Annotated in this window: 25 protein-coding genes; 15 read left to right on the top strand and 10 right to left on the bottom strand. The window is 68.1% G+C overall.

Features of this window, described 5'->3' with window-relative positions; translation table 11 throughout:
- Nucleotides 1-15 precede the first annotated feature (15 nt).
- Nucleotides 16-690, top strand: a complete 675-nt coding sequence (locus AC1DCZ_RS05605; protein WP_476973706.1) for a DUF1684 domain-containing protein — start codon at nucleotides 16-18, stop codon at nucleotides 688-690.
- A gap of 80 nt (nucleotides 691-770) precedes the next feature.
- Nucleotides 771-1322, top strand: a complete 552-nt coding sequence (locus AC1DCZ_RS05600; RefSeq protein ID WP_476973705.1) for a GtrA family protein — start codon at nucleotides 771-773, stop codon at nucleotides 1320-1322.
- A gap of 80 nt (nucleotides 1323-1402) precedes the next feature.
- Here the strand turns inward: AC1DCZ_RS05600 and AC1DCZ_RS05595 are convergent, their stop codons facing one another.
- Genes AC1DCZ_RS05595 through AC1DCZ_RS05575 form a run of 5 tightly spaced genes read right to left on the bottom strand, consistent with a single transcriptional unit; the run spans nucleotide 1403 to nucleotide 7254 of the window.
- Complete coding sequence (locus AC1DCZ_RS05595; protein ID WP_476973704.1) at nucleotides 1403-2566, bottom strand: cysteine desulfurase family protein; 1164 nt, start codon at nucleotides 2564-2566, stop codon at nucleotides 1403-1405.
- Nucleotides 2567-2574: 8 nt separating this feature from the next.
- Nucleotides 2575-3504, bottom strand: coding sequence for a carboxylating nicotinate-nucleotide diphosphorylase (gene nadC, locus AC1DCZ_RS05590; protein ID WP_476973703.1), 930 nt, complete (start codon nucleotides 3502-3504; stop codon nucleotides 2575-2577).
- The gene (gene nadB / locus AC1DCZ_RS05585) at nucleotides 3501-5243 is read right to left on the bottom strand and encodes an L-aspartate oxidase (RefSeq protein WP_476973702.1); all 1743 of its coding nucleotides are present in this window, start codon (nucleotides 5241-5243) and stop codon (nucleotides 3501-3503) included. Before nadB ends, nadC begins: the two co-directional genes overlap by 4 nt.
- Entirely contained in the window at nucleotides 5240-6547 is a 1308-nt protein-coding gene (gene nadA / locus AC1DCZ_RS05580; protein WP_476973701.1) for a quinolinate synthase NadA, read from the bottom strand. Before nadA ends, nadB begins: the two co-directional genes overlap by 4 nt.
- Nucleotides 6544-7254: an NUDIX hydrolase gene (locus AC1DCZ_RS05575; RefSeq protein ID WP_476973786.1), complete on the bottom strand. Its 711-nt coding sequence runs from the start codon at nucleotides 7252-7254 to the stop codon at nucleotides 6544-6546. Before AC1DCZ_RS05575 ends, nadA begins: the two co-directional genes overlap by 4 nt.
- 212 nt (nucleotides 7255-7466) lie before the next feature.
- Between AC1DCZ_RS05575 and AC1DCZ_RS05570 the strand changes: the two genes are divergently transcribed.
- Entirely contained in the window at nucleotides 7467-8081 is a 615-nt protein-coding gene (locus tag AC1DCZ_RS05570) for a maleylpyruvate isomerase N-terminal domain-containing protein (protein WP_476973700.1), read from the top strand.
- A gap of 59 nt (nucleotides 8082-8140) precedes the next feature.
- On the opposite strand, the gene AC1DCZ_RS05565 is transcribed toward AC1DCZ_RS05570, so the two are convergent.
- A complete protein-coding gene (locus tag AC1DCZ_RS05565) occupies nucleotides 8141-8614 on the bottom strand; it encodes an Lrp/AsnC family transcriptional regulator (RefSeq protein WP_476973785.1) in 474 nt (157 codons plus the stop codon).
- Nucleotides 8615-8800: 186 nt separating this feature from the next.
- On the opposite strand from AC1DCZ_RS05565, the gene AC1DCZ_RS05560 reads away from it, so the two are divergent.
- The 6 genes from AC1DCZ_RS05560 to AC1DCZ_RS05535 all read left to right on the top strand — a co-directional run bounded on the left by AC1DCZ_RS05560 (nucleotide 8801) and on the right by AC1DCZ_RS05535 (nucleotide 14439).
- Nucleotides 8801-10183 (top strand): amino acid permease, encoded by a 1383-nt coding sequence (locus AC1DCZ_RS05560; protein ID WP_476973699.1) that lies wholly within the window; start codon nucleotides 8801-8803, stop codon nucleotides 10181-10183.
- A gap of 178 nt (nucleotides 10184-10361) precedes the next feature.
- On the top strand, nucleotides 10362-11417 hold the full coding sequence (locus AC1DCZ_RS05555; protein ID WP_476973698.1) for a thiamine pyrophosphate-dependent enzyme: 1056 nt from the start codon (nucleotides 10362-10364) through the stop codon (nucleotides 11415-11417).
- A 145-nt stretch (nucleotides 11418-11562) separates the two neighbouring features.
- A complete protein-coding gene (locus tag AC1DCZ_RS05550) occupies nucleotides 11563-12546 on the top strand; it encodes an alpha-ketoacid dehydrogenase subunit beta (protein ID WP_476973784.1) in 984 nt (327 codons plus the stop codon).
- A complete protein-coding gene (locus AC1DCZ_RS05545; RefSeq protein ID WP_043482513.1) occupies nucleotides 12539-12868 on the top strand; it encodes a biotin/lipoyl-containing protein in 330 nt (109 codons plus the stop codon). The genes AC1DCZ_RS05550 and AC1DCZ_RS05545 overlap by 8 nt, the downstream gene beginning before the upstream one ends.
- Nucleotides 12869-12872: 4 nt before the next feature.
- Complete coding sequence (locus AC1DCZ_RS05540; protein ID WP_476973697.1) at nucleotides 12873-13700, top strand: alpha/beta fold hydrolase; 828 nt, start codon at nucleotides 12873-12875, stop codon at nucleotides 13698-13700.
- Nucleotides 13701-13782: 82 nt separating this feature from the next.
- The gene (locus tag AC1DCZ_RS05535) at nucleotides 13783-14439 is read left to right on the top strand and encodes a phosphoribosyltransferase (protein ID WP_476973696.1); all 657 of its coding nucleotides are present in this window, start codon (nucleotides 13783-13785) and stop codon (nucleotides 14437-14439) included.
- 88 nt (nucleotides 14440-14527) lie between these two features.
- Here the strand turns inward: AC1DCZ_RS05535 and AC1DCZ_RS05530 are convergent, their stop codons facing one another.
- The 3 genes from AC1DCZ_RS05530 to AC1DCZ_RS05520 all read right to left on the bottom strand — a co-directional run bounded on the left by AC1DCZ_RS05530 (nucleotide 14528) and on the right by AC1DCZ_RS05520 (nucleotide 18107).
- Nucleotides 14528-15859 carry an MFS transporter gene (locus tag AC1DCZ_RS05530; protein ID WP_476973695.1) on the bottom strand — a complete coding sequence of 444 codons (1332 nt, stop codon included), beginning with the start codon at nucleotides 15857-15859 and terminating at the stop codon, nucleotides 14528-14530.
- A gap of 154 nt (nucleotides 15860-16013) precedes the next feature.
- Complete coding sequence (gene hpaB / locus AC1DCZ_RS05525) at nucleotides 16014-17468, bottom strand: 4-hydroxyphenylacetate 3-monooxygenase, oxygenase component (RefSeq protein ID WP_476973694.1); 1455 nt, start codon at nucleotides 17466-17468, stop codon at nucleotides 16014-16016.
- Nucleotides 17469-17570: 102 nt separating this feature from the next.
- Nucleotides 17571-18107, bottom strand: a complete 537-nt coding sequence (locus tag AC1DCZ_RS05520) for a flavin reductase family protein (protein ID WP_476973693.1) — start codon at nucleotides 18105-18107, stop codon at nucleotides 17571-17573.
- Between the two features lie 204 nt (nucleotides 18108-18311).
- On the opposite strand from AC1DCZ_RS05520, the gene AC1DCZ_RS05515 reads away from it, so the two are divergent.
- Nucleotides 18312-19028: an IclR family transcriptional regulator gene (locus tag AC1DCZ_RS05515; RefSeq protein WP_476973692.1), complete on the top strand. Its 717-nt coding sequence runs from the start codon at nucleotides 18312-18314 to the stop codon at nucleotides 19026-19028.
- Between the two features lie 45 nt (nucleotides 19029-19073).
- On the opposite strand, the gene AC1DCZ_RS05510 is transcribed toward AC1DCZ_RS05515, so the two are convergent.
- Complete coding sequence (locus tag AC1DCZ_RS05510; protein WP_476973691.1) at nucleotides 19074-19835, bottom strand: integrase catalytic domain-containing protein; 762 nt, start codon at nucleotides 19833-19835, stop codon at nucleotides 19074-19076.
- Between the two features lie 663 nt (nucleotides 19836-20498).
- On the opposite strand from AC1DCZ_RS05510, the gene AC1DCZ_RS05505 reads away from it, so the two are divergent.
- The 5 genes from AC1DCZ_RS05505 (at nucleotide 20499) to hpaD (ending at nucleotide 26374) form a co-directional block, all read left to right on the top strand.
- Nucleotides 20499-21980 (top strand): fumarylacetoacetate hydrolase family protein, encoded by a 1482-nt coding sequence (locus AC1DCZ_RS05505; RefSeq protein ID WP_476973690.1) that lies wholly within the window; start codon nucleotides 20499-20501, stop codon nucleotides 21978-21980.
- Complete coding sequence (locus AC1DCZ_RS05500; RefSeq protein WP_476973689.1) at nucleotides 21943-22674, top strand: GntR family transcriptional regulator; 732 nt, start codon at nucleotides 21943-21945, stop codon at nucleotides 22672-22674. The genes AC1DCZ_RS05505 and AC1DCZ_RS05500 overlap by 38 nt, the downstream gene beginning before the upstream one ends.
- A 10-nt stretch (nucleotides 22675-22684) precedes the next feature.
- A complete protein-coding gene (gene dapA, locus AC1DCZ_RS05495; RefSeq protein WP_476973688.1) occupies nucleotides 22685-23629 on the top strand; it encodes a 4-hydroxy-tetrahydrodipicolinate synthase in 945 nt (314 codons plus the stop codon).
- Nucleotides 23630-23688: 59 nt separating this feature from the next.
- Nucleotides 23689-25194 carry a 5-carboxymethyl-2-hydroxymuconate semialdehyde dehydrogenase gene (hpaE, locus tag AC1DCZ_RS05490; protein ID WP_476973687.1) on the top strand — a complete coding sequence of 502 codons (1506 nt, stop codon included), beginning with the start codon at nucleotides 23689-23691 and terminating at the stop codon, nucleotides 25192-25194.
- A gap of 106 nt (nucleotides 25195-25300) precedes the next feature.
- Complete coding sequence (gene hpaD / locus AC1DCZ_RS05485) at nucleotides 25301-26374, top strand: 3,4-dihydroxyphenylacetate 2,3-dioxygenase (protein ID WP_476973686.1); 1074 nt, start codon at nucleotides 25301-25303, stop codon at nucleotides 26372-26374.
- The last annotated feature ends 4 nt before the right edge of the window (nucleotides 26375-26378 follow it).

Here is a 26378-nt window from a genome sequence, read left to right as displayed (position 1 = left end):
GGCTACTCTGGGGACATGGCGGAACAGCACTTTGACGGAACGCGCTTTGGGGACCAGGACGGCGTGGCGGAGATGTCCGCCCTTGACATCGCAGACTGGCGGCTCCGGACCTTCGCTCTCTACGCCACAGTGCGGAAGATCGCCGAAGACAGCCCCGCAGAGGCCCACTCCTACTGGCGCCACGAGCGGGACCGCATGTTCGGCACCCATCCCGCCTCGGCGCTGACGGCCGAGGCCAAGTCCAGCTTCGGCGGCCTGAAGACGGCGGACTACGATCCGATCTACCGCTTCCACGTCCCCCTGACCAAGGAGGGCGCGGGCCGGGAAATGAACGTCGAGACCGGGACCGACGGCGTGGTCCGGTTCGTCCGGCTGGGCACGTTCGACCTTCCCGAGATGGGCCAGCTGGCCGTCTGGAAGCTGAACGGCTACGGCGGCGGCATCTTTGTTCCGTTCCGCGACGCCACGGCCGGACAGCCGGGCGGCAGCTACGGTGCCGGGCGCTACCTCCTGGACACCATCAAGGGCGCCTTCCACGGGGTAAGTGGTTCCGGGCCGGGTGCCGAGGTCGTCCTGGACTTCAATTTTGCCTACAACCCCTCCTGCGCCTACAACGAGGCCTGGGCATGTCCCCTCGCCGGCCCGTCCAACCGGCTGGCCGTGGAAATCCCGGTGGGCGAGCTGTACTGAGGCTGCCCCGGGGCCCGACCAGCAGCGTCCGCACAGGGCCCTTTTCGGGAATTCCCAGCCCCGTATGACAGTGTTGGACTATGGATCCCTCCGCTGCCCCGGCCACCGAGCTCGGGCAGCAGCCTCTTTCGGGGGCAAAAGTAGCCGCAGGGACCGGGGCGGAGTCCCGGGCCGGCACATCCGGCGTCGTCCGCAGTCCGGGACCTAAGCGTCGCCCCGGAATCCTCCGCTATCCGGTGATCCGCCAACTGATCCGGTTCACCGGCGTCGGCATCATCTGCACGGTGACATCCCTGACCCTGTATGCCCTGTCCCGGCACTGGATCGGGTCGCAGCCGGCCAACGCGGGCGCCCTCGTCATCACCTCGCTGATGAACACGGCCCTCAACCGGCGCCTGACTTTCAAGATCACCGAGCGCCACCGGATGAAGCGCGACCACCTCAACGGGCTGATCGTGATCCTGGTGGCCCTGCTGATCACCGGCGGCAGCCTGGCCGTGCTGAACTGGGTCCGGCCCAACGCCACCGTCGCCGATGAACTCTGGACGACCACGCTCTCCGGCTTCGCGGCAACCGCCGTGCGGTTCACGCTGCTGCGGCACTGGATCTTCCGCCGCGCCCGGCACCGCTGAGCCCCACCCTCCCGCACGACCGCCGTTGAAAATTCAGTCGACGTTGCTTTCGGCGTTCCGGAACGGCATCTGCTGATGGCTCAACGGCGGGTCGGGCCGAGCGCCTGGACGCTGCCGACGGCGGTGCGTACGGCCCGCGCCGCCTCCTGCAGTTCCGCTTCCGTGATGGTCGAGTCGAAGCTGAACCGCACTGCGGTCTGCGCCACCCCGGCGCCGATGCCCATGGCCAGCAGCACCGGCGACGGCGCATCCGAGCCCGCTGCGCAGGCCGAACCGCTCGAGCAGATCACGCCCTGGCGTTCGAGCTCGAGCAGCACGGACTCGCCACTCGTCCCCGGGAAACAGAACGATGCCACGGAGGGAAGCCGGTCGGTGGGGTGGCCGGTCAGGATCGCCCCGGGGACACCGGCCAGCACGGATCCTATGAAGTCATCGCGCAGGGCCGAGACCCGGGCCGCGAGCTCATCCCGTGACGCCATCCCCAAGGTCAGTGCCGTCGCCAGCGCCACGGCACCGGCCACGTTTTCGGTGCCTGAGCGGCGCCCGCGTTCCTGCCCGCCACCGTGCACGAGGGGTTCAAGCCGCGTCCGGCCGCGCACGAACAGTGCGCCGTTGCCTTTGGGGGCGCCCAGTTTATGGCCGGAAATGCTCAGCGCGTCCGCGCCCAACGCCGCGGTGCCGAGCGGCAGCCAGCCCGCGGCCTGGACCGCATCGGTGTGGAACGGGACACCATGGGCGCGGGCCAGTGCGGCGAGCCGCGCGACGGGCTGGACCGTGCCGACTTCGTTGTTGGCGTACATCACGCTGACCAGGGCCGTCCCGGGGCGCAGCGCCGCAGCGAGGGCCTCCACCGTGACCTGCCCGTAAGCGTCCGCCGGAATCACGTCCACGGCAAAGCCATGGACCCGTTCAAGGTAGCGGGCGGATTCCTCCACGGCGGGATGCTCGACGGCGCTGATCGCCACGCGGTCCAGCCGGGGGTCTGCCGAGCGCCGCGCCAGGGCGATGCCCTTGACGGCCAGGTTGTCCGCTTCCGTGCCGCCGGAGGTGAAGATGATTTCCCCGGGACGGCAGCCGAGCGCCTTGGCCGTTGCCGTCCGGGCCCCGGCGAGTGCGGCGGCCGCCGCGTCGCCGAGGGAATGATGGCTTGAGGGGTTGCCGAATTCGCCGCTGAGGTAGGGCCACATGGCCTCCAGCACTTCGCGGCGGACCGGCGTGGTGGCCGCTGCGTCGAGGAAGATCATGGCATCCCTCAGCCGGCTACCGGGTCAACGTCGAGCTCTATGTCGAGCCCGAGGTCGAGGGCGGTGACGCTGTGGGTGAGGGCGCCGATCGAGATGACGTCCACGCCGGTGGCGGCGATGTCCGCGACCGTGGACAGGTTGACGTTGCCGCTGGCCTCGACCCGGGCCCGTCCGCCGATCAGCGTCACGCCGGCGGCGAGCTCGGTCAGCGAAAAGTTGTCCAGCATGATGGTGTCCACCCCGCCTGCCAGGACGGGTTCAATCTGCTCCATGCGGTCCACCTCCACCTCGAAGTGCATGGTGTGGCCCAGTTGCGCCTTGGCGTTCCGCAGCACCGCAGTAAGCTTCGCCGGGTCGCCCCCGGTCAGGACCGCCAGGTGGTTGTCCTTGGCCAGGACGGCGTCGGAGAGGCTGAACCGGTGGTTGGCGCCGCCGCCGCAACGCACTGCGTAGCGTTCCAGCACGCGCAGTCCCGGCGTCGTCTTGCGGGTGTCGGTGATCCGCGCCCGGGTTCCCGCCACGAGCTCGACGAACTCCGCCGTACGGGTGGCGATGGCGCTCATCCGCTGGACCAGGTTCAGGGCGACGCGCTCGGCGAGCAGCACGGCACGGGCATTCCCGGTGACGCGGGCCAGGGCAGTCCCTGCAGGGAAGGACTCGCCGTCGTTGACGAGCAGTTCGACGACGGCGTCCGGATCCGTCAGGGTCATCGCGGCCGCAAACACCTCACCGCCGCTGAGAACACCCGGAACACGGGCGGCGAGGACCGCCGTTGCCTGCGCGTCGGCGGGGATCAGCGTCTGCGAGGTGATGTCGCCGTACGGCGCGTCCTCTTGCAGGGCGGCCCGCAGCACCGCGTCGACGGCGGAGGCGGGCAGGGTCCCGGCAAGCGCCGTGACCGGGGAGACGGAGGGGCGGGCTGAGGCGGGTGCGCTCATGAGGTGATCCTTTGTTTCGGACGGGAAGCGGCGGCATGCCGATGGCTGTGCGTGCCGGCCTCAGGGGCGGCGCGGACGGGGGCTGCGAGCACCGCCGGGAGGGCGGCTGCGGTGTCCGCATCCGCACGGTAGTGGGCGCCCACCGATCCGGTCCGCGTCCGCGCCGCTGCGACGAGCAGTTGCGCGGCCAGCAGCAGGTTTCGGTCCTCGTGCTCCCGCGGGTCCGCCGCGTTCGTCACGATCCCGGGACGGACGACGGCGGCCCAGGCAGCAAGGGTGGCCTCCGCCTCCCGCAGTTGCTCGCCGCTGCGCAACACGCCGGCGTGGGCGGTCATCAACCGCCCGAGAGCCTCCCGCGAGAAACTCACTCCGGGTTCCCTGGCCGCGCTGGCGAGGTTGGGGCGATCGTGGGGAGCATGCGGAGCAGCGGTGTCGTGCGACGGTTCGTCACCCAGGAGGTCCTCCACCGCGCGGCGGCCGAAGACCAGGCCCTCCAGGAGCGAGTTGCTCGCCAGCCGGTTGGCGCCCTGGGCCCCCGTGCGGGCGACCTCCCCAGCGGCATACAGGCCTGGAACGGAGGTACGGCCCCACAGATCGGTGGCTACCCCGCCCATCCAGTAGTGGGCTGCTGGCGACACGGGAATCGCTTCCGTGGTCCAGTCGTAGCCGGCGGCCCGGGTGGCGGCCGTGATCGTGGGGAACCGCCGGGCCAGGAACCCTGCACCCCGGGCGGCGTCGATGCCTCGGGCATCCAGATACACCGGGCTGTCCGCCGGCGCCCCCGAAGCCGCCAGGTGCAGGGCGATGCTGCGGGAGACGACGTCGCGCGGGGCCAGCTCCGCGTCCGGATGATAGTCGGGCATGAACCGGTGGCCGGCGGCATCGCGCAGGATCGCTCCCTCGCCCCGCACGGCTTCGGAGATCAGCAGCGCCGGCGGCCCGCCGGGGATCTCCCCGGCGGCGAGGGTCGTCGGGTGGAACTGGAAGAACTCGAGGTCTCGCACGGCAGCCCCGGCCCGCCAGGCCAGGGCCAGCCCGTCAGCGGTGGCCACAGCGGGGTTGCTGGTGCGGGCAAACAGCCGTCCGGCGCCGCCGGTGGCCAGCAGCACCGCGTCCGCGGCCAGCCGCTTCGGCGCTCCGTTGGAGAGGTACCCGACGCCGGTGACCCGGGCCGCCGCCGTCGGGGCTTCCGCCGGTGTGTGCCCGGTCAGGAGCTTCGTGACGAAGGCGCTGGTTTCAACCCGGAGCCGGCCCTGGACCGCGCGGTCCAGGACGGCAGCGACAAGCCCGCGGGCGATGCAGGCACCGGTCGCGTCGCCGCCGGCATGCAGGATCCGGGCCGCGGAATGGGCTGCCTCAAGGCCCAGGGCCGGGCCGCCGCCTGGCCCGGCGTCGAAGAGTATGCCGAAGCGGCGGAGCTCCTCGATGTCCCGGGCTGCTTCGGTGCACAGGACGCGAACGGCCTCCGGCTCGTTGAGCCCGGCTCCGGCGGCGAGGGTGTCGGCGATGTGGGCGGCCACGGAGTCTCCCGGGGCGGCCTCGTCCGGGGACAGCACGGCCGAGACCCCGCCCTGGGCGTAAAAAGTGTTGCTCTGCTCAAGCTTTCCCTTGGTCAGAAGCACGACCTCGGCGGCGGGGGCGCCGGTCCGGTCGTCCGCGACGGCGTCGGAGGCCAGGAGCGCGGCGTAGAGCCCCGCAATCCCGCTGCCCACAATGACCAGGCGTGCGGGCCTGGTCACGGCCGGGCCGCCAGCATCCGCTCGAGCGCAACCTTCGCGGGGGCGGCGACTTCGTTTTCCACCGTGATGCGGTTGACCACCTCGCCGCGGACGAACGCTTCCAGGACCCAGGCGAGGTAGCCGGGGTGGATGCGGTACATCGTGGAGCAGGGGCAGATCACCGGATCCAGGCAGAAGATGGTGTGCTGCGGGTATTCGGCGGCCAGCCGGTTGACCAGGTTGATCTCGGTTCCGACGGCGAAGGTGGTCGGCTCGGTCGCGGCGGCGATGGCCTTGCGGATGAAGTCGGTGGATCCGGCGGAATCGGCGGCGTCCACCACTTCCATGGGGCATTCGGGGTGCACAATGACCTGGACGTCCGGGAATTCGGCGCGGGCTTTCGCGATCTGGCCGACGTTGAAGCGCTTGTGCACCGAGCAGAAGCCATGCCACAGGATCACGCGGGAATCTTCAAGGGCCTGCTGGTCGTTGCCGCCGAGGTCCTTGCGCGGGTTCCACATTGGCATCTGCTCCAGCGGCACGCCCATGGCCTTGGCGGTGTTGCGGCCCAGGTGCTGGTCCGGGAAGAACAGCACCCGCTGGCCGCGCTCGAACGCCCATTCAAGGACGGTCGCGGCGTTGGAGGACGTGCACACGATGCCGCCGTGCTCGCCGCAAAATCCTTTGAGCGCAGCCGAGGAGTTCATGTAGGTGACGGGGATGACCGGAACCCGGCCGTCGGCGTCGGGCTCCGTGCCGAACAGTTCCTCCAGCTGTTCCCAGCATTCGGTCACCGAATCAATGTCCGCCATGTCCGCCATGGAGCAGCCGGCCGCCAGGTTCGGCAGGATGACAGCCTGGTCCGGCCGGGACAGGATGTCTGCGGTCTCGGCCATGAAGTGGACGCCGCAGAAGATGATGGCCTCGGCGTCCGGCCGGGTCAGTGCCGCGTTGGCGAGCTGGAAGGAGTCGCCCACGAAGTCCGCGTGCTCGACCACCTCGTCGCGCTGGTAGAAGTGGCCCAGGACCACGGCACGGTCACCGAGCGCAGCCTTGGCGGCCCGGATCCGGGCGTCGAGCTCGGCGTCGCTCGCCAGCTTGTATTCCTCCGGGAGCTGGCCCTGGCGGGGGGTCGACGCCGGGGCGACGTCGGCGGAGGAGGCCCCGGGTCCGTAGGCGGGCACACCGGCGGCAGCCTCGGCGGCGTCGAAGTCCCACGGGCCGCGGACGAGCGCCGGGCTGCAGGTGGCGGCCGCCGCCCCGGCGGCGGACGTGACGGCCTGCTCGCGCGTGATCAGCCGGATTGCCGTGTTGACGCTGCTCATGGTGTGCTCCTGTTGTCTGGGTCAAGGCCGGGGCGGCCGGTAAAGCGGTAGAGGCGGGGCGGGCGGTGTTTGCCGCCCTGCAGGTATTCGCCGGTGTCTTCAATCTCCGGCGTGGCTTTGACCTGGCGGCGGAAGTTGGCCGGGTCCAGTTCGCGGTCCAGGACGGCCTCGTAGACCTCACGGACCTGGGCCAGAGTGAAGTACTCGCCGAGCAGGTGGTACGCGATGGATCCGTAGGCCATCTTGTTCCGCAGCCGCCACAGGGCGTACTCGATGATCGCGTTGTGGTCGAAGGCCAGCTCTCCAAGCCGGTCGGCCCGGAACCACCGGACGTTCTCGGATTCGTCGGCGAGCGCGGCCTCGGTGGGCTGGACGAGCGCCCAGTACACGATCGAGACGACGCGCTGGGACGGCGAGCGGTGCAGGCCCCCGAAGGCGTAGAGCTGTTCCAGGTAGCTGGGTGCCAGACCGGTCGTTTCCCGCAGGTTCCGGGAGGCGGCGTCCTGCAGTGATTCGGAGTGGGTCAGCGGTCCGCCGGGGAGGGCCCAGAGGCCCAGGAACGGCTCCCTGATCCGGCGCACCAACGGGATCCAGAGGGTGGGGCGCCCGGAGCGCTCGCTGGGCCGGAGAGCGAAGATCACGGTGGAGATGGCCAGAGACGGCGGAGCGAGCTGACGCTCCGAGACGTTGGCAGCTGTCGTGTAAATGGCGATCCACCCCGCATTCCTGGCTCCTGACCGATCCCATACGGGCCGGCACGAGGATTCCGGCCCGACCGCCGGATTAGTTATAGTCAAAGTGACTAGAACTAATTCTACGACCCCGCGCTCCCGAAAAGAAATGTGTCGGACCCTGCCTGCCGCTGCGGTCCCGCGCTGAGTGGTTGAAGCCCGCGCCGGAGGCGGCAATAATCGGCGCCATGGACAGTGCAGCGATTAGATCGTGCTACCTCGGAGCGGCAGGTGCGTTCCTGGAGTTGGTGGAACAAGTTCCGGAAGCCGCCTGGAGCCGGCCCGCACTGGGCGAATGGGACGTCCGCGGGCTGACGGGCCACACGAGCCGGGCGCTGAGCACGGTCGAGGCGTACCTCTCCGCGCCCGCCACGGGAGACCGGGTGGAGGGCCCGGTGGCCTATTTCCTGGCGGTTCGCGGCGGCGTGGCGGCCGAGGCCATCGCCGCGCGCGGCCGGGAGACCGGCGACGCCCTTGGCCCGGATCCGGCCGCCGCAGTCAGGGCGCTCGTGGGCCGGGTCACGGAACTCGTCGGGAAGACCCCCGACGACGCGCCCGTCGCCACCGCCGCCGGGGCCATGACGCTCATCGACTACCTGCCGACCCGCAGTTTTGAACTGGCCGTGCACGGCCTGGACCTGGCGCGCGCCCTCGGCATCGCGCCGCCCGCCGCGCTCTCCCCCGCGGTCGCGGCGTCCCTGGAACTTGCCGGGGCCATCGGCGCGCGGCTGACCTCGGCGCCGGACCTGCTGCTCCTGCTCACCGGGCGCTCCGGCCTGCCCGGGAACCTCAGCGTCCTGTAGGTCCTCGGCGGCTTACCGCGGCTCGCCGGCCGGGCGGCCCCGCCGGCGGCGCCCGGCGCTTACCGGCGCTGGGCGGCGGCTTCCAGCAGCGGCAGGGTGCGGCCCTGGAAGTGGGTGTTGAGCACGATGACCGACGAGGACCGCAGCACGGTCCTGGTGGCGATCATGGCGTCGATCACCCGCTGGAGGTCCGGATTGGAGCGGGCCGCGATGCGCGCCATGAGATCCGAACTGCCCGACACGGTGTGGATCTCGATCAGTTCGGGGATCTGGGCGAGGGCCTCCACGACGGCGTCGTGCCCGAGGTCCTGGTTGATCGTCAGGGAACAAAACGCCACTACCGGAAAGCCGAAGTGCGCCGGATCAGGCTGCGGTACCCAGGAGCCGATGACGCCGCTGTCCTGCATCCGGTCCAGCCGGGACTGCACCGTGGCGCGGGCAACTTTCAGGACGCGTGAGGCTTCCAGGACGGACGCCCGCGGCGAGTCCGTGAAGAATCGGACAATTTTGGCGTCCAGGATGTCAACGTCGATGGAATTTTCCTTCCCGCGGGATCCCGCCTTGGCAAACCGCCATCGTTACTGGATTCCAGCTAGCAAACTGCAACCATGGTCTCACGGCAGCAGCTGCCGTCCGCCTGCCGGGTCGCTGCAAAGACGGTAAATTCAAGAGGTCCCATAAGGACGCAAGGATCAAAAACCACAAGAAGGTTCGCAAGCATGACAATGAAGTCCACCGCGGAGCGCCCGGCCCTGAAACTCGGCCACAGCATGAAGCCACGCCAACTCACCATGATGGGGCTCGGCAGCGCGATCGGCGCCGGCCTGTTCCTGGGATCCGGGGCCGGCATCCAGGCAGCCGGCCCGGCCGTCCTCATCTCCTACCTCGTCGCGGGAACCCTGATCATCCTGGTCATGTGGGCCCTGGGCGAGATGGCCGCTGCCAACCCCAACAGCGGCGCGTTCTCCGTCTACGCACAAAAGGCCATGGGCAAGACAGCGGGCGCCACGGTCGGCTGGCTCTGGTGGCTGCAGCTTGTTGTCGTCATTGCCGCCGAAGCCCTCGGGGCCGCAGGCCTCCTCTTCACGGTCTGGCCCGTGGTTCCCGTCTGGGCGCTGTCGCTGATCTTCATGGCTCTCTTCACGGCCATCAACCTGGCCGGGGTGAAGAACTTCGGCGAATTCGAGTTCTGGTTCGCCATCCTCAAGGTTGCCGCCATCTTGCTGTTCCTTGGCGTGGGCGCCGCACTGCTGCTGGGTTGGCTCCCGGCCGTCCCCTCCCCGGGACTGCACAACTTCACGACCAACTTCGCCCCGGCGGGTCTGGGCGGTATTGCCACCGCCCTCTTCGTGGTGATCTTCGCCTTCGGCGGCACCGAGATCGTCAGCGTGGCCGCAGCCGAGACGGAGAACCCCGCGCACAGCGTGGGAGTGGCCATCCGCACCGTGGTCTGGCGGATCCTGGTGTTCTACATCGGCTCCGTCTTCGTGATCGCCGCCGTGCTGCCCTCGACGTCGAAGGCCCTGAAGTCCCCGTTCGCCGGCGTCCTGGACGTCGCGCGGATCCCGGGGGCCGGCACCGCCATCACCCTCGTGGCCGTCATCGCGCTCCTCTCGGCGCTCAACGCCAACCTCTACGGAGCCTCGCGCATGGTCTACTCCCTGTCCACCCGCGGCGAGGCGCCGCGGATCCTGTCCCGGCTCAACAAGGCCCGCGTCCCGGTGGTGGCCGTCAGCATCTCCGTGGCCTTCGGCTTCCTGGCCGCAGTGCTGGAACTCCTCTTCCCGGGGCAGATCCTGCCGGCACTGTTCCAGCTCGTCGGCTCGACCTGCCTCGTCGTGTGGGGCACCGCCCTGGTCTCCCAGCTGATCCTGCGCCGCCGCGCCGACCGCGACGGCACTGTCCTGCCGCTGCGAATGAAGGGCTTCCCCGGCCTCACGGTCTTCGGGCTCGTCCTCCTCGCCCTGATTTTTGCGGTCGGCTTCAGCAGCCCCGACAGCAGCCGTCAGCTGTTCAGCACCCTGGCCCTGGTCGCCGGGATCGCCGCGGCGTGCTGGATCGGTGCCCGGCTCACCCGCAGCAGGGCGCACCAGCCCAACTAGCTAGCAGCAGGGGCCGTTTTGCGCCCTCAAAACGGCCCCTGCTGCCAGTCAGTTGGGTAGCACTGCAACTGCACAACTTGTAACGCTGGACGGCGATTCGGCTGGCCGCATTGTGCAGTCTGGACGGCATTTTCTGAGCTGATTGCCCGGCGCCGTCCGGGTGACTAGGGTCACAGGCATGGACACACTTCCCCTGGCGGTTTCCGGCGACGCTGCCGCGCCGCTGACTCCCGCGGAACTCCGCGAGCTCTACTCGCTGATGGTGGCCGTGCGCCACCTCGATACCTCCGCCATCGCGTGGCAGCGGCAGGGCATCATCCCCGGCTATGCGCCCGAGCTCGGGCAGGAAGCGGCTCAGGTCGGCAGCGGCTACGCCGTGGACACCACCCGTGACTTCGTCTTCCCGACCTACCGCGAAATGGGCGTCGCCCGCACCATGGGGGTGGACATGGTCGCCTACATGTCCACGCACAAAGCCACGTGGCACGGCGGGCTCTACAATCCGATGGAATCCCGCCTCGCCCCGATCCAGGCCGTCGTCGCCGGTTCGGTGCTGCACGCCGTCGGCTGGGCCCACGGCCAGACGCTCGCCGGCAGCGCGGACGCCGGCGGAGAGCTCGGCGTTGCCCTCAGCTACTTCGGCGACGGCGCCTCCTCGCAGGGCGATGTCCACGAGGCCATGAACTTCGCCGCGGTGATGAAGGCACCCGTGGTGTTCTTCATCCAGAACAACGGCTGGGCCATCTCGGTCCCCACCGAACGTCAGGTGGCCGGCGGTTCCGTCGCAGCCCGAGCCGCCGGGTACGGCATCCCGGCGCTGAAGATCGACGGCGACGACGTCACCGCCGTCGTCGAGGCCACCCGCCGGGCCTTCGCGCACGCCCGCGCCGGCAACGGGCCCGTCGTTATCGAAGCCATGACCTACCGCCGCGGCCCGCACTCGACTTCCGATGACCCCGGACGCTACCGCTCCCTGGACGAAGAGCGCGACGGCGCGGGCGTGGATCCGCTCGAACGTCTCCGGCAGCGGCTGCTCGCCGACGACATCGCGGACGAGGCCTTCTTCGCCGGGGCCTTGGCCGCTGCCAAGGCCGAAGAGGAGCAGATCCGCACCGGCATCCAGGCCCTCGGCTCCCGCCCCGGCACCGAAATGTTTGACCTGGTCTTCCAGGAAACCACCCCGGCCCTGCAGGCCCAGTCCGCCAACTGGCGCGAGGAGTCCGAACATGTCTAACTCGATTCTCGAAAGCGAAAGTGCCACAGGCAAGAGCACTGCCGACAACACAGGCAAGAGCACTGCCGACAACACAGGCGGGAGCACTGCCGGCGGCACTGTCACCAACACTGCCGAAGCAGCCGCCCAGCACCCCACCACCCTGATGTCCATGCAGCAGGCACTGAACCGCGCCCTCGACGAGGTGCTGGCGGAAAATTCCAAAACCCTGATCTTCGGTGAGGACTGCGGCCGGCTCGGCGGCGTCTTCCGGATCACCGACGGACTGCAGGCCAAACACGGCGAGCAGCGCGTCTTTGACACCCCGCTGGCGGAATCCGGCATCCTCGGCATGTCGGTGGGCCTGGCGATGGCCGGCTTCCACCCCATCCCCGAGGTCCAGTTCGACGGCTTCGCCTACCCGGCCATCAACCAGATCGTCTGCCAGATCGCACGCATGAACTACCGCAGCCGGGGCACCCTGCCGATGCCCATCACTTTGCGCGTCCCCAGCTTCGGCGGCATCCGCGCCCCCGAACACCACGGCGAAAGCCTCGAGGCGCTGTTCGCCCACGTCCCCGGACTGAAGGTGGTCTCGCCGTCGAACCCGCACGAGGCCTACCACCTGCTCAAGTACGCCGCGACACGGCCGGATCCGGTGATCTTCATGGAACCGAAGTCGCGGTACTGGCAAAAGGGCGGAGTGGACGTCGCCAGGCACGACGCGGCCGGCGGTTCCCCCACGGGCGCCAAGGTCATGCGCGAGGGCCGCCACATCACGCTGGTCGCGTGGGGCGCCATGGTGGCCCGCTGCCTGCAGGTGGCCGAACTCGCCGCCGAGGACGGCATCGACGTCGAGGTCCTGGACCTGCGCTGGCTCAAGCCGATCGACGCCGAAGCCCTGGCCGCCTCCGTGCGCAAGACCCGCCGCGCCGTCGTCGTCCACGAAGCGCCCCTGACCTCAGGCCTCGGCGCCGAGGTGGCGCAGCTGATCACGCACAGCTGCTTCGATACCCTCAGGGCGCCGGTGGAGCGCGTCACCGGCTTCGACGTCCCGTACCCCTCGGGCGATCTGGAAGACGAATACATCCCGAACATTGACCGGATCCTCTTCGGGATCCAGCGAGTATTGGAGTACCGCCGTGGCTGAAATATCGTTCCCCCTGCCCGATCTCGGCGAGGGCCTGATCGAGGCCACCGTGCTGGAATGGCTCGTTTCCCCCGGCGACCAGGTGGAGCGCAATCAGCCCCTCGTGGAGGTCGAAACCACCAAGTCGGCCGTCGAATTACCCAGCCCCCAGGCAGGTAAGGTAGTGCGTATCCACGGCGGGCCCGGGGACAAGATCAACGTCGGCGAGCCCCTGATTGTGTTTGAGGTGCCGGACAACACCGCCGGCATCGTGGGCACGGTCCCGAAGGAAGAGGCACCGAAGCGCCGGGTCCGCCTGAGCGCCGTACTTGATGAGGATTGACACCATGAGCGGCAGACACACCGGCGAACAGCATTCCCACACCGTCGAGGGCACCGACCCCCAGCTGTACGTCGGGGTGCACGAACCCCGGAACGACGCCGGACTCCGCCCGGTCCTGCTGCTGCACGGCTTTTCCTCCTCCTCCAAGCTGAACTGGGAGGACACCGGCTGGGTCAGCGCGCTCGTGGACGCCGGCCGCCGCGTCATTACGGTGGACCTGCCCGGCCACGGCCGCAGCGGCGCCCCCGAGGACATGGACTCCTACGCGCCCAGCAGGATCCGCGCGGACCTGCTCCAGATAGCGTTCGACGCCGGCGCGCGCCCCCTGCGCGACGGCGACCCGTCCAGCGGGCTCGACCTGATCGGATACTCCCTCGGGTCCCGGCTGGCCTGGGAGTTCGGCGCCACCCAGCACGAACTGGTGCACCGGCTGGTCCTGGGCGGTCCGAACGTCGCCGATCCGCTGGCCGACTTTGACCTCGTCGCCGCGCAGCGGTACCTCGCCGACGGCAGCCCGATCGCTGACTCATCCACCGCGGGGCTGCTGAAGATGGCGCAGATGCTGCCGAGCAACAACATTTTCTCGCTGCTGTCGCTCGTGGAGGCCGTCAAGGGCGAGCCGTTCGATCCCGCCGAGGCCGTGCCGCACATGCCGATGCTGCTCGTGGCCGGCGAGAACGATGACCGCGCCGCGACCATGCCGGAGCTTGCCGCCCTGGGCGCCAATGCCGGCACCATGGTCGAGCAGCTCCTCCTGCCCGGCCGGAACCACACCAACGCCATCACGAGCCGCGCCTTCAAGCAGGGAGCCATCAGCTTCCTGGGCGTCTAGTTCCAACGCGCTATTTCCAACGCGGGGTCACCCGGCGCATATCGGGACGACGTGAAGCGGCAGGAACCGGGAGAGGGATGCCATGGGCACGCGCTTCACAGACCGCGAAGAGGCCGGACGACGCCTGGCCGGTGTGCTCCCCCAGTTCCGCGGACGCCCGATGACCATGGTGCTGGGCCTGGCCAGCGGCGGCGTGCCGGTTGCGGCAGCGGCGGCCGGCGCGCTCCGGCTTCCCTTCGCTGCGCTTCCTGTCCGGAAGCTGGGGGTCCCCGGCCATGAGGAGACGGCCTTCGGGGCGCTGGCATGGTCAAACGGCCGGGTGGTGCGTGTACTGAACCGGTCGCTCATGGACCGGCTCCTCGAAGTCGGGGTCCGGCAGTCCGCGCTGGACCAGGTGGAGGCAACGGCCCGGGCGGAACTGGAACGGCGAGCCGCGGCGTATCCGGGATCCCGGACGGACGTCGACGGCAATACCGTGATCCTGGTCGATGACGGCCTGGCCACCGGAGCGAGCATGCGGGCCGCCGTCGAGGCTGTGCGGGCGGCGGGCGCCGCATCCGTCGTCGTCGCGGTCCCCGTCGCCTCACTGGACGCCCAGATCTCCCTGGAGCAGCTCGCCGACACGGTCTTCTGCCTGCATACGCCCGGCCAGTTCCGCGCCGTCGGCAGCTATTACAGGACTTTCACGCAAGTGCGGGATGACGACGTCGTCCGGATCCTCGGTGCCCGGCCCGGGTGATCCGCACACACAACAACGCGGGGTCACCCGGGCCCATCAACCGGTGGCAGATGGGCGCGAAGTGACCCCGCGCCGTTAGTCGAAGTGGTCAGTGGTTGCTGACGCCGAGCAGGCGGCCCTTTGTCTCCTTGGCCAGCACGACGCCGACGGCGGAAATGACGCACAGGATCATGATGTAGATCCCGATGGAACCGGTCCAGTGGGTGCCCTGCAGAAGCGCTTCGGCAATCGTTGCGGCGAAAGCGCCGCCCAGGATGGCCCCGAACGCGTAGCCGATCGAGATGCCGGAGTAGCGGACGTTTGCGGGGAACATTTCCGCGTACATGGCGGACATCGGACCGTAGGACAGGCCCAGGCCGATGGTGAGGACGAACAGCGCGACGCCGTACAGCACGATGTCCTTGGTGTCGATGAGGGCGAACATCGGGATCATCCAGGCGAAGACGATCGCATAGCCGATCAGAAACGTCTTGACGCGGCCGATCTTGTCCGAAAGCCAGCCGCCCACCAGCGTGAAGATCAGCCAGCCGAAGGACGCCAGGGTGGTGGCCAGCAGGATCTGCGGGGTCTGCATCTTCAGTGACTTCGTGGCGTAGGAGATGAAGAACGCGATCAGCAGGTAACCGGCGGCGTTGTTGCCAATGAAGATCATCGTCGAATACAGGACGGCCTTCTTGTGCTTCCGGATGAGCTCACCGAGGGGCGCCTTGCTTTCTTCCTTGCGGGCCGTCATTTCCTTGAAGACCGGGCTTTCGGCGACGGCCCTGCGGATCAGGTAGCCGACCACGATCAGCACAATGGAGAGCAGGAACGGCACGCGCCAGCCCCAGGCGCCGAAGGCTTCCTTGGACATGCCGGTGTTGAGGAAGAACAGCAGCCCGGTCGCGAGGATCATGCCCACCGGGACACCGATCTGCGGGTACGCGCCGAACAGGCCGCGCTTGCTCATGGGAGCGTGCTCCACCGCCATAAGGGCAGCGCCGCCCCATTCGCCGCCGGCGGAGAAGCCCTGGATCACGCGGAGGGTGATCAGCAGGATCGGCGCCCAGACGCCGATCTCCTTGTAGGTCGGCAGCACTCCGATGAGGGCCGTTGCAGCACCCATCATGACCAGTGTGAAGACCAGCATGGCCTTGCGGCCGAGGCGGTCGCCGAGGTGGCCGGCAATGATCGCACCGAGCGGGCGGAAGAGGAAGCTGATGCCGATGAGGGCGAATGACAGGATCTGCGCCAGGCCCGGGTTGGAATCGTTCAGCGGGGCGAGGAACAGCGGCGACAGAAGCGTAGCCGTCAGCTGGGCGAAGATGAAGAAGTCGTACCACTCGATCGTGGTCCCGACCAGCGTGCCGGCGAGGACCTTGCGCTCCTCGTGTTTGCTGCTGGGGCCCGCCTCGGAATCGACGGTTGAAGTTGCGGTCATTGAAACTCCATTGCTCTGGGCAGAGGTCATGCCCGGGTGGATGCGAGGAAAATGCCTGACATCGTTCAAATACTGATCGAACGGTCAGTCAGTAGAAGAAGACTACTACGGAAATGTGACAGGGCGCACACAACTCGGAAATGTTTTCCGCGCGTCAGTCCGCGCGATTGAGCAGCTCCCGGACCCGGGCACGGACCGGCTCGCGGTCATAGCTGTTCACCAGAGCGCCGGCCATCCGGACCGGATCCCCGAAGAAGAAGTATTCGTAGAGCGACTGGCGCCCGGAGAACCCCGAAATGGAGGCGTCGAAGGCCAGCTTGAACAGCCGGACCCGCTCGGGGCCGGTCAGGGTCTTGCCCTGCAGGTACAGCTCGATGTCCGCCCGCGCCTCGCTGTTGACGTCCGCCTCGCCCGGCAGCGCCATGAGGCCCGACGCCGAGAACTTTCGGATGATCTGCGGGAAGCGCTGGGCAATCTTGGGGTACCAGTTCCGGGCCGCGTTCAGGGTGGACCACTTCGGCAGCATGACACCGGCGTCGTTGAGTTCGGCGTCGGCCTCGGAGGCGCGGACCAGCGCCCGGCCGATTTCGACGTCGACAATCAGCTCGGCGATGTCCTCCTGGATGTGCTGGAAGCCGTCAATGCCGATCGATTCGGCCAGTTCGGACGCCAGTCCCAGGAAGAACTCGCTCTTGGCGATGGTGCGGGTGACCACCTGGTGCGTCATGAGCGCGCCGGCACCGGTTTCAGAGTAGAAGCCATTGCACAGCTGCGGGTTGCCGAGCATGAAGATGCGCTCGTTGGGCACGAAGACGTGGTCAAAGACCGCGACGGCGTCCATTTCCTCATAGCGGGAAGCCAGCGGCTCGTCGTGGGTGCTTCCGCCGTTGTACAGCGAGGTGCGGCAGAGGTAGCGCAGGCCCGGGGCATCGTTGGGGATGGCGAAGGCGTAGGAGTAGGGCGCGTCCTCCGGAGTGCCGCGCAGCACCGTGGACGGGAAGACGAGGAGCTCGTCGGCGATCGGGGCGATGGTGGCGAGCATGCGGGCGCCATGGATGACGATCCCGTCCTCGCGCTCCTCGACAATCCGGGCCGAGAGCTGGCCGCCGAGCTGCTCCGAGCCGGAGACGGAGCGGTTCACCTGCGGCGGGATGAGGGTGTGCGTGGCCAGGACGTCGTTCTCCCGGGCCCACTCGTAGTAGTTTCGGATGTTTTCGCCGAACTTCGGGTCAGCCTGCGAGAACCACTTCTCGGCTGTGCTGAGCGCGGTGAGCGAGGAGTTCATGTAGTCGCCGGAACGGCCCAGGAAGCCGTTGGAAGACTCGGCCCAGGTGGAGATGGCGCGCCGGCGGCGCTGGAGGTCCTCGATGGTCTTCGGGACCAGGAAGGAGGCGTTGACGAGCTCACCGGTGCTCGGTGAGGTGTAGGTGAGCGCCTCCTGGTACTTGGGATCGTGCTGCATGTCGAAGAGCTTCGCGTAGGAGCGGGCCACGTTGCGGAAGGCCGGATGTTCGGCGATCTTCTCGCTGACCACCTCGCCGTCGATCACCACGTGCGGGGTCATTGAGTTGAGCTTGTCCAGGTACTGCTGTCCGGTACGGATACCCATGGTCGTTTCTCCAGTCGTCGTTGAGCTGTGTGTTGCAAGTGCCGTCTTCTACGGCCGCGTTCCAGGGGCCGTCGTGGAAAAGGCCTGGCGTGACGTTGCGCGTCAGAGCAGGTCTTCCATGCCCAGCTGGCTTTCCGGAAGGGTGGTGAACGTGCTGTTGGCGAAGGCCAGGGCGTCGCCGTTGCGGTAGTTGAAGTCCACCACCTCGCCGATGTAGAGCGTGTGGTCGCCGCCGTCGTACGCGGCCCAGGGCTTGCATTCGAAATACGCGAGCACCTTCGAGAGCCGCGGTGCCGTCCCGCCCTCCACCCAGAGCGGCTCCGGCCCGGGCCGCCCGGCGAAGTGCATCGCCAGCTGCCGCTGTTCGGCGCCGAGGATGTTCACGGTGAAAGGCCGGCCGGCGAGTTCGTCGTGCGCCCTGGTGGTGCGCGCGATGCTCACCAGCACGAGCGGCGGATCCATCGACACCGAGGTGAAGGAGTTGACCGTGATGCCGTGGCGCTTGGTGACGCCGTCAAACGTGACGATCGCGACGCCGGTGGCAAACCTGCCCAGGCTGCCGCGGAAATGGTTGGCACGCGGTGCGGAGGTGCGGCCCGGGACGCCCGCCGCGGGGTGGGCCGGTGGCTTGGCAATCATCGTTGATCCCCTGCATCTGATGGTGTGGTTGAGGGCCGCTGTGAGCAACCGCCGTGTTCCATTGATTCTGTGATCTACAAGTTATGTGTTCTATAATCGAACACGTAGTTCTCATATAGAACGCTAGCGCACTGTAAGCCCCGGCACAAGGGCCGGGCGACGGCGTTCCCGGCCCCGCAAACGCCCGCCCCTAGGATGGACACCATGACCCCGACCGCCGGCAGCACCCAGGCATCCCCGTCGCAGACGCTGTCCCGCGGGATCAGGGCACTGGAGATCCTCGCCGAAGCCCAGCAGCCGCTGACCATCGCCGAGCTCGCCGACGCCTTGGGCGTCCACCGCTCCGTGGCGTACCGCATCCTGCGCACCCTGGAGGACCACTCCCTGCTGGTGCGCGACGACGCCGGCCGGGTCCAGCCCGGCCCGGGCCTCGCCGTTCTTGCCCGGGGCGTATCGCGCAGCCTGCAGACGGCGGCACTGCCGGAGCTCACCCAGCTGGCCAACACCCTGGCGATGAGCGCCTTCGTCGCGGTGTGGGACCACGAGGACTGTGTCACCCTGGTCACCGTGGATCCGCGGCGCACGGGGGCCGCCGTCGTCCAGCACCCGGGCTCACGGCATCCGATCAACACCGGCGCGCCCGGCATTGCCATCCAGTCGGCCCTGTCGGAACAGGAATGGAACGCCCTGGCACCCGGGATCGCCTACCGCACGGAGGCGGCCGAAGCGCGAAGCCGCGGCTTCGCTGCCAGCCACGACGAGGTGATCGCCGGCGTCTCCTCGCTCGCGGTGCCGATCCGGGTGCCGGGAGGCCGGCCGGCGGCCCTCGCCGTCGTCTACATCCGGGCGGCCCAGGACCCGAACGAAGTGGCAGCCGCACTGGCGGCGGGCGCCGCCCGCATCGAAGCCCAGCTGGGTTGACGCCCGGCGCTGCCCGACACCGCCCGCCTGCCGTGGTGCCTCATGTCAAGATGCTCGCGAAACGGCTGTGCGAGCCTCACGTATTTTTGCTCGCGTTGGTGGCTGGCGCATTGCCTGGGTCTTGTCGGCGGCGAGGCTGATGAGCTGGAGCTGGATGTCTGTGATTCCGCGGGTGAGATCGGCGGGGTTCGTGGAGCTGAACAGGGCCTCGAGTTCAACGGCTTTCGCGGGTGTGAGCACACCCGCGTCGGTGACCCGCCGGTAGGGGGTTCGGGGTTTGTCGTAGATGCGGGTTTTGTGGCCGTTCCGGTTCTCCCGCCACCCGATGGCCTTCTTCGTCGCGGTAAACATGTTGAACCGGATCCGCACCAGGGCGTAGAGCTCGTTGAGCAGCTGCAGTTCCAGTGCGGTGTCGTACCGGTAGTGGAAGGCGTGGCGGCGCACGATGTCACCGTTTTTCTGCTCCACATGGGCGTTGTCGTTGGACTTGTAGGGCCTGGCGCGCGTGAAGTAGATGTCCCGGGCTGTTGCCCAGCCGACGAGGGCGTGGTTGATGAACTCCCCGCCGTTGTCGGTGTCCAGACCCGTGAGCGGGAACGGCAGGCGTTCCGCGACGGTTTCCATCGCTGCGAGGATCCATTTGTAGGCGCTGTTGCGGATTGCGACGTTCTCCGTCCAGCCGGTGAACACGTCGGTGGCGGTCAGGGTGCGGGCGAATTCCCCCACCAGTGCAGGGCCGCAGTGTGAGACCAGATCCGCCTCGATGAACCCGGGAACCTGCTCGTGTTCCTGTCCGGCCCGGCGCACCGCAATGGCCGAGCGGAGCTCGCTGCCGGCCTTCGTGGCGGACAGGCCCTTGGGCGCTATCCTCGCGGGTGGGCTTCAGGAGCCGGTCGATCGTGGCCCCGGAGACGGCCATGAGCTGGTTCCGGATTTCCGGGCTGAACCGCACACTTTTCAGCTCACCATAGGCTTCCAGTTTCGGTAGCCACAGGTCCATGGTCGCCGCGAGATACTTGCCCGAGGGCATGCCGGCCAGCCGCCAGACCCTGATCAAGGCCGTCAGCGTGTCGTATCCATAAGTCCGCGGACGGGGCTTCCGCTTCGCTTTCCGCACCGGAGTCCTGCGTTTCAGCGCCGTGGATAACGCGCGGCGGGCGTTGGCCCGGGACCAGCCGGTGACAGCGACCAGATCGTCCAGGATCCTTCCCTTGTCCTTCTTGGCCGCCCGCGCGTACTCCGCCGCGGATTGCTTGGTGATCTCCCTGCGCGCTGACAACGACAACCCCTGACCCATCCATCATGGTCCCAGCAGCACCCGCAGCCGGACACGTTTCGCGAGCATTTCCCAAATGAGGCACGCACCCCACTTAGCGAGCACCATTCATGAGTCTCGTCGCCTGCTTGACAATCCACCCCCACTCGGGCATTTTGTATCGTATACGATTTCATACTCAATGAGGAGTTGCGATGGACGGGCTTTCGCAGGACATGCTGGCCGCCGCGGGCAAGGTCATCGCGGTACACATTAACTACCCCAGCCGGGCCGCCCAGCGCGGCCGCACCCCCGAACAGCCGTCCTACTTCCTGAAGCCATCGTCCTCGCTGAGCCTTGGCGGGGGTGCCGTGGAACGCCCGGACGGCTGCGAGCTCCTGGGCTTCGAGGGCGAAGTGGCGCTTGTGATCGGCACCCGGGCGCGCCGGGTATCCCCGGCGGACGCATGGGAGCACGTCGGCTTCGTCACCGCGTCCAATGACCTCGGCGTCTACGACTTGCGCTACGCGGACAAGGGCTCCAACCTGCGCTCCAAGGGCGGGGACGGCTTCACCCCGGTCGGCCCGGGACTGATTCCCGCCAGCGACGTCGATCCTGCCGGCCTCCGCGTCCGCACCTGGCTCAATGGCGAACTGGTGCAGGAAGACACCACCGGCACGCTGCTTTTCCCGTTCGCGCGGCTCGTGGCGGACTTGTCCCAGCTGCTCACGCTTGAACCCGGCGACATCATCCTGACGGGAACGCCGGCAGGGGCCTCCGTCGCCCAGCCAGGCGACGTGATGGACATCGAAGTCGACGCACCGGGGTCGGGCCTGAGCACCGGCCGCCTGACCACGACGGTGGTCCAGGGCACCGTGCCGCTCGCCGACTACGGCGCCCGGCCGCGCACCGACGATGCCCAGCGAGCCGAAGCCTACGGCACGCCGTCCCCGGAACAGCCCGCCGCGGACACGTTGCCGACGGCTGTCCTGGCCCCTGGGCTGAAAGCCAAACTGGAGTCGGTCGGCACAGCAACCCTGAGCTCCCAGCTGCGCAAACGCGGACTCAACAACGTCAGCATCGACGGCCTGCACTCCACCCGGCCGGACCGGAAGGTGGTCGGCGTCGCCCGGACCCTGCGCTACGTGCCGAACCGTGAGGACCTGTTCAAGACCCACGGCGGCGGCTTCAACGCCCAGAAGCGCGCCATCGACTCCCTGCGGGAGGGCGAGATCCTGGTGATGGAGGCCCGCGGCGAGAAGGGCACCGGCACGGTCGGGGACATCCTCGCCCTCCGCGCGGAAATCAACGGCGCAGTGGCCATCATCACCGACGGCGGCGTCCGCGACGTCACCGCCGTCGGCGCCCTGGAGATCCCCACCTACTTCGCCAATGCCCACCCTGCCGTCCTGGGCCGCCGCCACATTCCCTGGGACGTGGACCTGACCATTTCCTGCGGCGGCGCCACGGTCCAGCCCGGTGACATCATCGTGGGCGACGCCGACGGCGTCCTCGTGATCCCGCCGGCCCTCGCCGAAGAAGTCGCCGACGACGCAATCGTCCAGGAGGCCGAGGAGACCTACATCGCCGAGATGGTGGCTGCCGGGCACAGCGTGGACGGCCTCTACCCCATGAATGCGCTGTGGCAGGAAAAGTACCGTGCCTGGGCCAGCAACCGTGAACAGCACGGACGGTGACCGGACGGTGAGCACGCCCGCAACGTCGAGCAAGTCGGAGCAGGCCTACGCCGCGATCAAGGCCAGCATCCTCAGCGGCGAGTACTCCCCCGGCTACCGAATCGTGCTGGCCAAGATCGCCGATGACCTCGGTGTAAGCGTCGTCCCGGTCCGGGAAGCGATCCGCAGGCTTGAAGCGGAGCGCTTCGTGGTGTTCGAGCGCAACGTGGGCGCCACTGTGGCCGGGATCGAACCCACCGAATACCTGTACACGATGCAGACGCTGAGCATCGTCGAAGGCGCCGCCACCGCGCTGTCGGCACCGCTGATCTCCGCTGCGGATATCGCCCGTGCCCGCCGCGTCAATGCCCTCATGCGCGACTGCCTCGAGGACTTCGATCCCGTCCGCTTCACAAGCCTGAACCTGGAGTTCCACGCCGTCCTGTTCGAGCACTGCCCCAACCCCCACATCCTGGACCTCGTGCACCGCGGCTGGAACCGGCTGCAGGCCCTGCGGTCCTCCACCTTCAGCTACGTCCCGGGCCGCGCCCGGGAATCCGTGGCCGAACACGAGGCGCTGCTGGCGCTGATCGAGACGGGGGCCGGCGCGGACGACGTCGAACGCGCCGCCCGCGCGCACCGCGCCGCCACCCTGGATGCCTACCTTGCCCACAGCCGCGCCGACGCGGCGCCCGCCCTTTCCCCCGAGCGATAAGGACATAACGATGAAGTTCCGTTCCGACCCCCAACAGCACCTCAAGGGCTCCCTCGCCGCCATGTTCACCCCGTTCACCGACGCCGGCGACGTCGACCACGCAAGCCTGCGCAACATGGTCGAGTGGCAGATTGCCAGCGGCTCGTCGGGCATCACGATCGGCGGCTCCACAGGCGAACCGAGTGCCCAGTCCGTCGAGGAGCGCGCCGACGCCATCCGCGCCACCGCCGCCGCCATCGGCGACCGGGTCCCTTTCATGGCCGGCACCGGGACGGCAAAACTGGCCGAGACGCTCGAACTCACGCAGGCCGCCGTCGACGCCGGCGCTGATGCGTCGATGATCATCACACCGTACTACTCCCGCCCCACGCAGGAGGCGCTGTACCGCTGGTACGCCACGATCGCCACGGAGTTCCCCCAGATGCCGTTCGTGATCTACAACGTGCCCTCGCGCACCGCCGTCGACATGGCCCCCGAGACGGTGGCGCGGCTCTTCCGCGACTTCGAGAACATCGTGGGAATCAAGGAGACCACCAAGGACTTCGAACATTTCTCCCGCGTGATGCACCTGTCCGGCAAGGACCTGCTGGTCTGGTCCGGGATCGAGCTGCTGTGCCTGCCGTTGATGGCAATCGGCGGCGTGGGCTTCATCTCGGCCCTGGCGAACATCGCGCCCAAGGCCTCCGCCGATATGTACAAAGCGTGGGTCGGGGGCGACTTCGAGACCGCCCGCGAAATCCACTACGGCGTGCACCCGCTGGTGGACCTGCTCTTCGTCGAGACCAACCCGGCGCCCGGCAAGTGGCTCATGGCCGAGGCCGGGCTGATCGCCTCCGGCTACGTCCGGCCGCCGCTCATCACGCCCACCGAGGCCGGGTTGAAGAAGATCAGCGAGCTCATGGAAGCCGGCCGGGACTACCTCACGCCGGTGGACGGCTTCCGGATCTCCCGCTAGTTCTTGTTCTTTCAGCACTTTTTCGCCGCACTTTCCCGCAGAAGCAAAGGATGATTTCCATGGCTGAGCACTACATTCCGGACGATCTGCCTACCCGGATCCGCCACTACATCGACGGCGAGTTCGTCGATTCCATCAGCGGCAAGACGTTCGATGTTCTGGACCCGGTGTCCAACGAAACCTACGCCACGGCCGCGGCCGGGCAGAAAGAGGACATCGACCTCGCCGTCGCCGCCGCGCGCAAGGCCTTCACTACGGGGCCGTGGCCCACCATGAAGCCGCGCGAACGCGCCCGCGTCCTGAACCGGATCGCCGATGCCGTCGAGGCCCAGGAGACCCGGCTGGCACAGCTGGAAACCTTTGACACGGGCCTGCCGATCACCCAGGCCAAGGGCCAGGCGCTGCGTGCGGCGGAAAACTTCCGCTTCTTCGCCGACCTCATCGTCGCCCAGTTCGATGACGCCATGAAGGTCCCGGGCGCACAGATCAACTACGTCAACCGCAAGCCGATCGGCGTCGCAGGCCTCATCACGCCGTGGAACACCCCCTTCATGCTGGAGTCATGGAAGCTTGCCCCGGCTCTCGCCACAGGCAACTGCGTGGTGCTCAAGCCGGCCGAATTCACTCCGCTCTCGGCTTCGCTGTGGGCCAAGATCTTCAAGGATGCCGGGCTGCCCGACGGCGTCTTCAACCTCGTCAACGGTCTTGGCGAGGAAGCCGGCGACGCCCTCGTCAAGCACCCTGACGTCCCGCTGATCTCCTTCACCGGCGAAACCACCACAGGAAAGACGATTTTCCGCAACGCCGCGGAGAACCTCAAGGGTCTCTCCATGGAACTGGGCGGCAAGAGCCCCGCGGTGATCTTCGACGACGCCGACCTCGACGCCGCAATCGACTCGACCCTGTTCGGTGTCTTCTCCCTCAACGGCGAGCGCTGCACGGCCGGCTCCCGGATCCTGGTCCAGCGCGGCATCTACGAGGAGTTCTGCGAGAGATACGCCGCGCGCGCGAAGAACATCGTCGTCGGTGACCCGCACGATCCCGCCACGGAGGTCGGCGCGCTGGTCCACCCCGAGCACTACGCCAAGGTCGCTAAGTATGTCGAGATCGGCAAGTCCGAAGGCAGGCTCCTCGCCGGCGGCGGCCGCCCGGCACACCTGCCCGACGGCAACTACATCGCGCCGACGGTGTTTGCCGACGTCGCGCCGGACGCGCGGATCTTCCAGGAGGAGATCTTCGGCCCGGTCGTCGCGATCACGCCGTTCGAGGACGACGCCGAGGCCCTGGCGCTGGCAAACAACACCCGTTACGGGCTGGCCGCCTATGTGTGGACCAACGACCTGACCCGGGCGCACACCCTCTCCCAGAACCTCGAAGCCGGCATGGTCTGGCTGAACAGCCACAATGTCCGCGATCTCCGCACGCCGTTCGGCGGGGTCAAGGCCTCAGGACTGGGCCACGAGGGGGGCTACCGATCGATCGATTTCTACACCGACCAGCAGGCGGTCCACATCACCCTGGGCAGCGTCCACACGCCCAGGTTCGGCGCGTCGGCACCGCACTAGCGGCCGACCCGACCGGACCCCCACCTGTTGCCACCGCACTCTGCACCGCCACAGCACCGCCACCCCCGTACCGCCGCCGCACACCGCTCAATGAGGAGTTCTGACCATGGCTGACGACATCATCACGCCCACCGTTCCTGCCCCGGACATCGTCCGCTGCGCCTACATGGACCTGGTGGTCACCGACCTCGCGAAGTCCCGCGAGTTCTACGTGGACCTGCTGGGCCTGCACGTGACGTACGAGGACGAGGACGCCATCTACCTGCGTTCCTTCGAGGAGTTCATCCACCACAACCTGGTCCTGCGCAGGGGCCCGGTGGCTGCTGCGGCCGCCTTCGCCTACCGGGTGCGCACCCCGGAGGACGTGGACAAGGCCGAGGCCTATTACGCCGAAATGGGCTGCCGCACCGAGCGCCGCAAGGACGGGTTCGCCCGCGGCATCGGCGACGCCGTCCGGGTGGAAGACCCGCTGGGCTTCCCGTACGAGTTCTTCTACGACGTGGAGCATGTCGAGCGCCTCACCCAGCGCTATGACATCTACTCCGCCGGCGAGCTCGTCCGGCTGGACCACTTCAACCAGGTCACGCCCGATGTGCCGCGCGGGCGGAAGTACCTCGAGGACCTGGGCTTCCGGGTCTCCGAGGACATCAAGGACTCCGCCGGCGTCACCTATGCGGCCTGGATGCACCGGAAGCAGACCGTGCACGACACCGCCCTCACCGGCGGCGACGGTCCGCGCCTGCACCACATCGCCTTCTCCACCCATGAGAAACACAACATTATCCAGATCTGCGACAAGATGGGCGCCCTGCGCATCTCGGACCGGATCGAACGCGGCCCCGGCCGGCACGGCGTGTCCAACGCCTTCTACCTGTATATCCTGGATCCCGACGGCCACCGGATCGAGATCTACACGCAGGACTACTACACCGGAGACCCGGACAACCCCACCATCACGTGGAACGTGCACGATAACCAGCGCCGCGACTGGTGGGGCAACCCCGTGGTTCCCAGCTGGTACACCGAGGCCTCGCTGGTCTTGGACCTCGACGGAAACCCCCAGCCGCTCGTGACCCGGACCGAGAGCAGCGAAATGGCCGTGACCGTCGGCGCCGACGGCTTCGCCTACACCCGCGAGCCGGGCGAGGAACGCGGATTCAAGCTCGGCGCCCAGCTGTAGCGCA

Source organism: Arthrobacter sp. 10N418 (assembly GCF_056394725.1).
The sequence above is the reverse complement of the archived record's forward strand: the minus strand, read 5'-3'. Positions and strand labels throughout refer to the sequence as shown.

What these genes read in the sequence shown, in the direction of transcription:
- AC1DCZ_RS05605 (WP_476973706.1), top strand. Translation starts at nt 16, where the DNA reads ATGGCGGAACAGCACTTTGACGGAACGCGCTTTGGGGACCAGGACGGC.
- AC1DCZ_RS05600 (WP_476973705.1), top strand. Translation starts at nt 771, where the DNA reads ATGGATCCCTCCGCTGCCCCGGCCACCGAGCTCGGGCAGCAGCCTCTT.
- AC1DCZ_RS05595 (WP_476973704.1), bottom strand. Translation starts at nt 2,566, where the DNA reads ATGATCTTCCTCGACGCAGCGGCCACCACGCCGGTCCGCCGCGAAGTG.
- nadC (WP_476973703.1), bottom strand. Translation starts at nt 3,504, where the DNA reads ATGAGCGCACCCGCCTCAGCCCGCCCCTCCGTCTCCCCGGTCACGGCG.
- nadA (WP_476973701.1), bottom strand. Translation starts at nt 6,547, where the DNA reads ATGAGCAGCGTCAACACGGCAATCCGGCTGATCACGCGCGAGCAGGCC.
- AC1DCZ_RS05570 (WP_476973700.1), top strand. Translation starts at nt 7,467, where the DNA reads ATGGACAGTGCAGCGATTAGATCGTGCTACCTCGGAGCGGCAGGTGCG.
- AC1DCZ_RS05560 (WP_476973699.1), top strand. Translation starts at nt 8,801, where the DNA reads ATGACAATGAAGTCCACCGCGGAGCGCCCGGCCCTGAAACTCGGCCAC.
- AC1DCZ_RS05555 (WP_476973698.1), top strand. Translation starts at nt 10,362, where the DNA reads ATGGACACACTTCCCCTGGCGGTTTCCGGCGACGCTGCCGCGCCGCTG.
- AC1DCZ_RS05550 (WP_476973784.1), top strand. Translation starts at nt 11,563, where the DNA reads ATGTCCATGCAGCAGGCACTGAACCGCGCCCTCGACGAGGTGCTGGCG.
- AC1DCZ_RS05540 (WP_476973697.1), top strand. Translation starts at nt 12,873, where the DNA reads ATGAGCGGCAGACACACCGGCGAACAGCATTCCCACACCGTCGAGGGC.
- AC1DCZ_RS05535 (WP_476973696.1), top strand. Translation starts at nt 13,783, where the DNA reads ATGGGCACGCGCTTCACAGACCGCGAAGAGGCCGGACGACGCCTGGCC.
- AC1DCZ_RS05530 (WP_476973695.1), bottom strand. Translation starts at nt 15,859, where the DNA reads ATGACCGCAACTTCAACCGTCGATTCCGAGGCGGGCCCCAGCAGCAAA.
- hpaB (WP_476973694.1), bottom strand. Translation starts at nt 17,468, where the DNA reads ATGGGTATCCGTACCGGACAGCAGTACCTGGACAAGCTCAACTCAATG.
- AC1DCZ_RS05520 (WP_476973693.1), bottom strand. Translation starts at nt 18,107, where the DNA reads ATGATTGCCAAGCCACCGGCCCACCCCGCGGCGGGCGTCCCGGGCCGC.
- AC1DCZ_RS05515 (WP_476973692.1), top strand. Translation starts at nt 18,312, where the DNA reads ATGACCCCGACCGCCGGCAGCACCCAGGCATCCCCGTCGCAGACGCTG.
- AC1DCZ_RS05505 (WP_476973690.1), top strand. Translation starts at nt 20,499, where the DNA reads ATGGACGGGCTTTCGCAGGACATGCTGGCCGCCGCGGGCAAGGTCATC.
- dapA (WP_476973688.1), top strand. Translation starts at nt 22,685, where the DNA reads ATGAAGTTCCGTTCCGACCCCCAACAGCACCTCAAGGGCTCCCTCGCC.
- hpaE (WP_476973687.1), top strand. Translation starts at nt 23,689, where the DNA reads ATGGCTGAGCACTACATTCCGGACGATCTGCCTACCCGGATCCGCCAC.
- hpaD (WP_476973686.1), top strand. Translation starts at nt 25,301, where the DNA reads ATGGCTGACGACATCATCACGCCCACCGTTCCTGCCCCGGACATCGTC.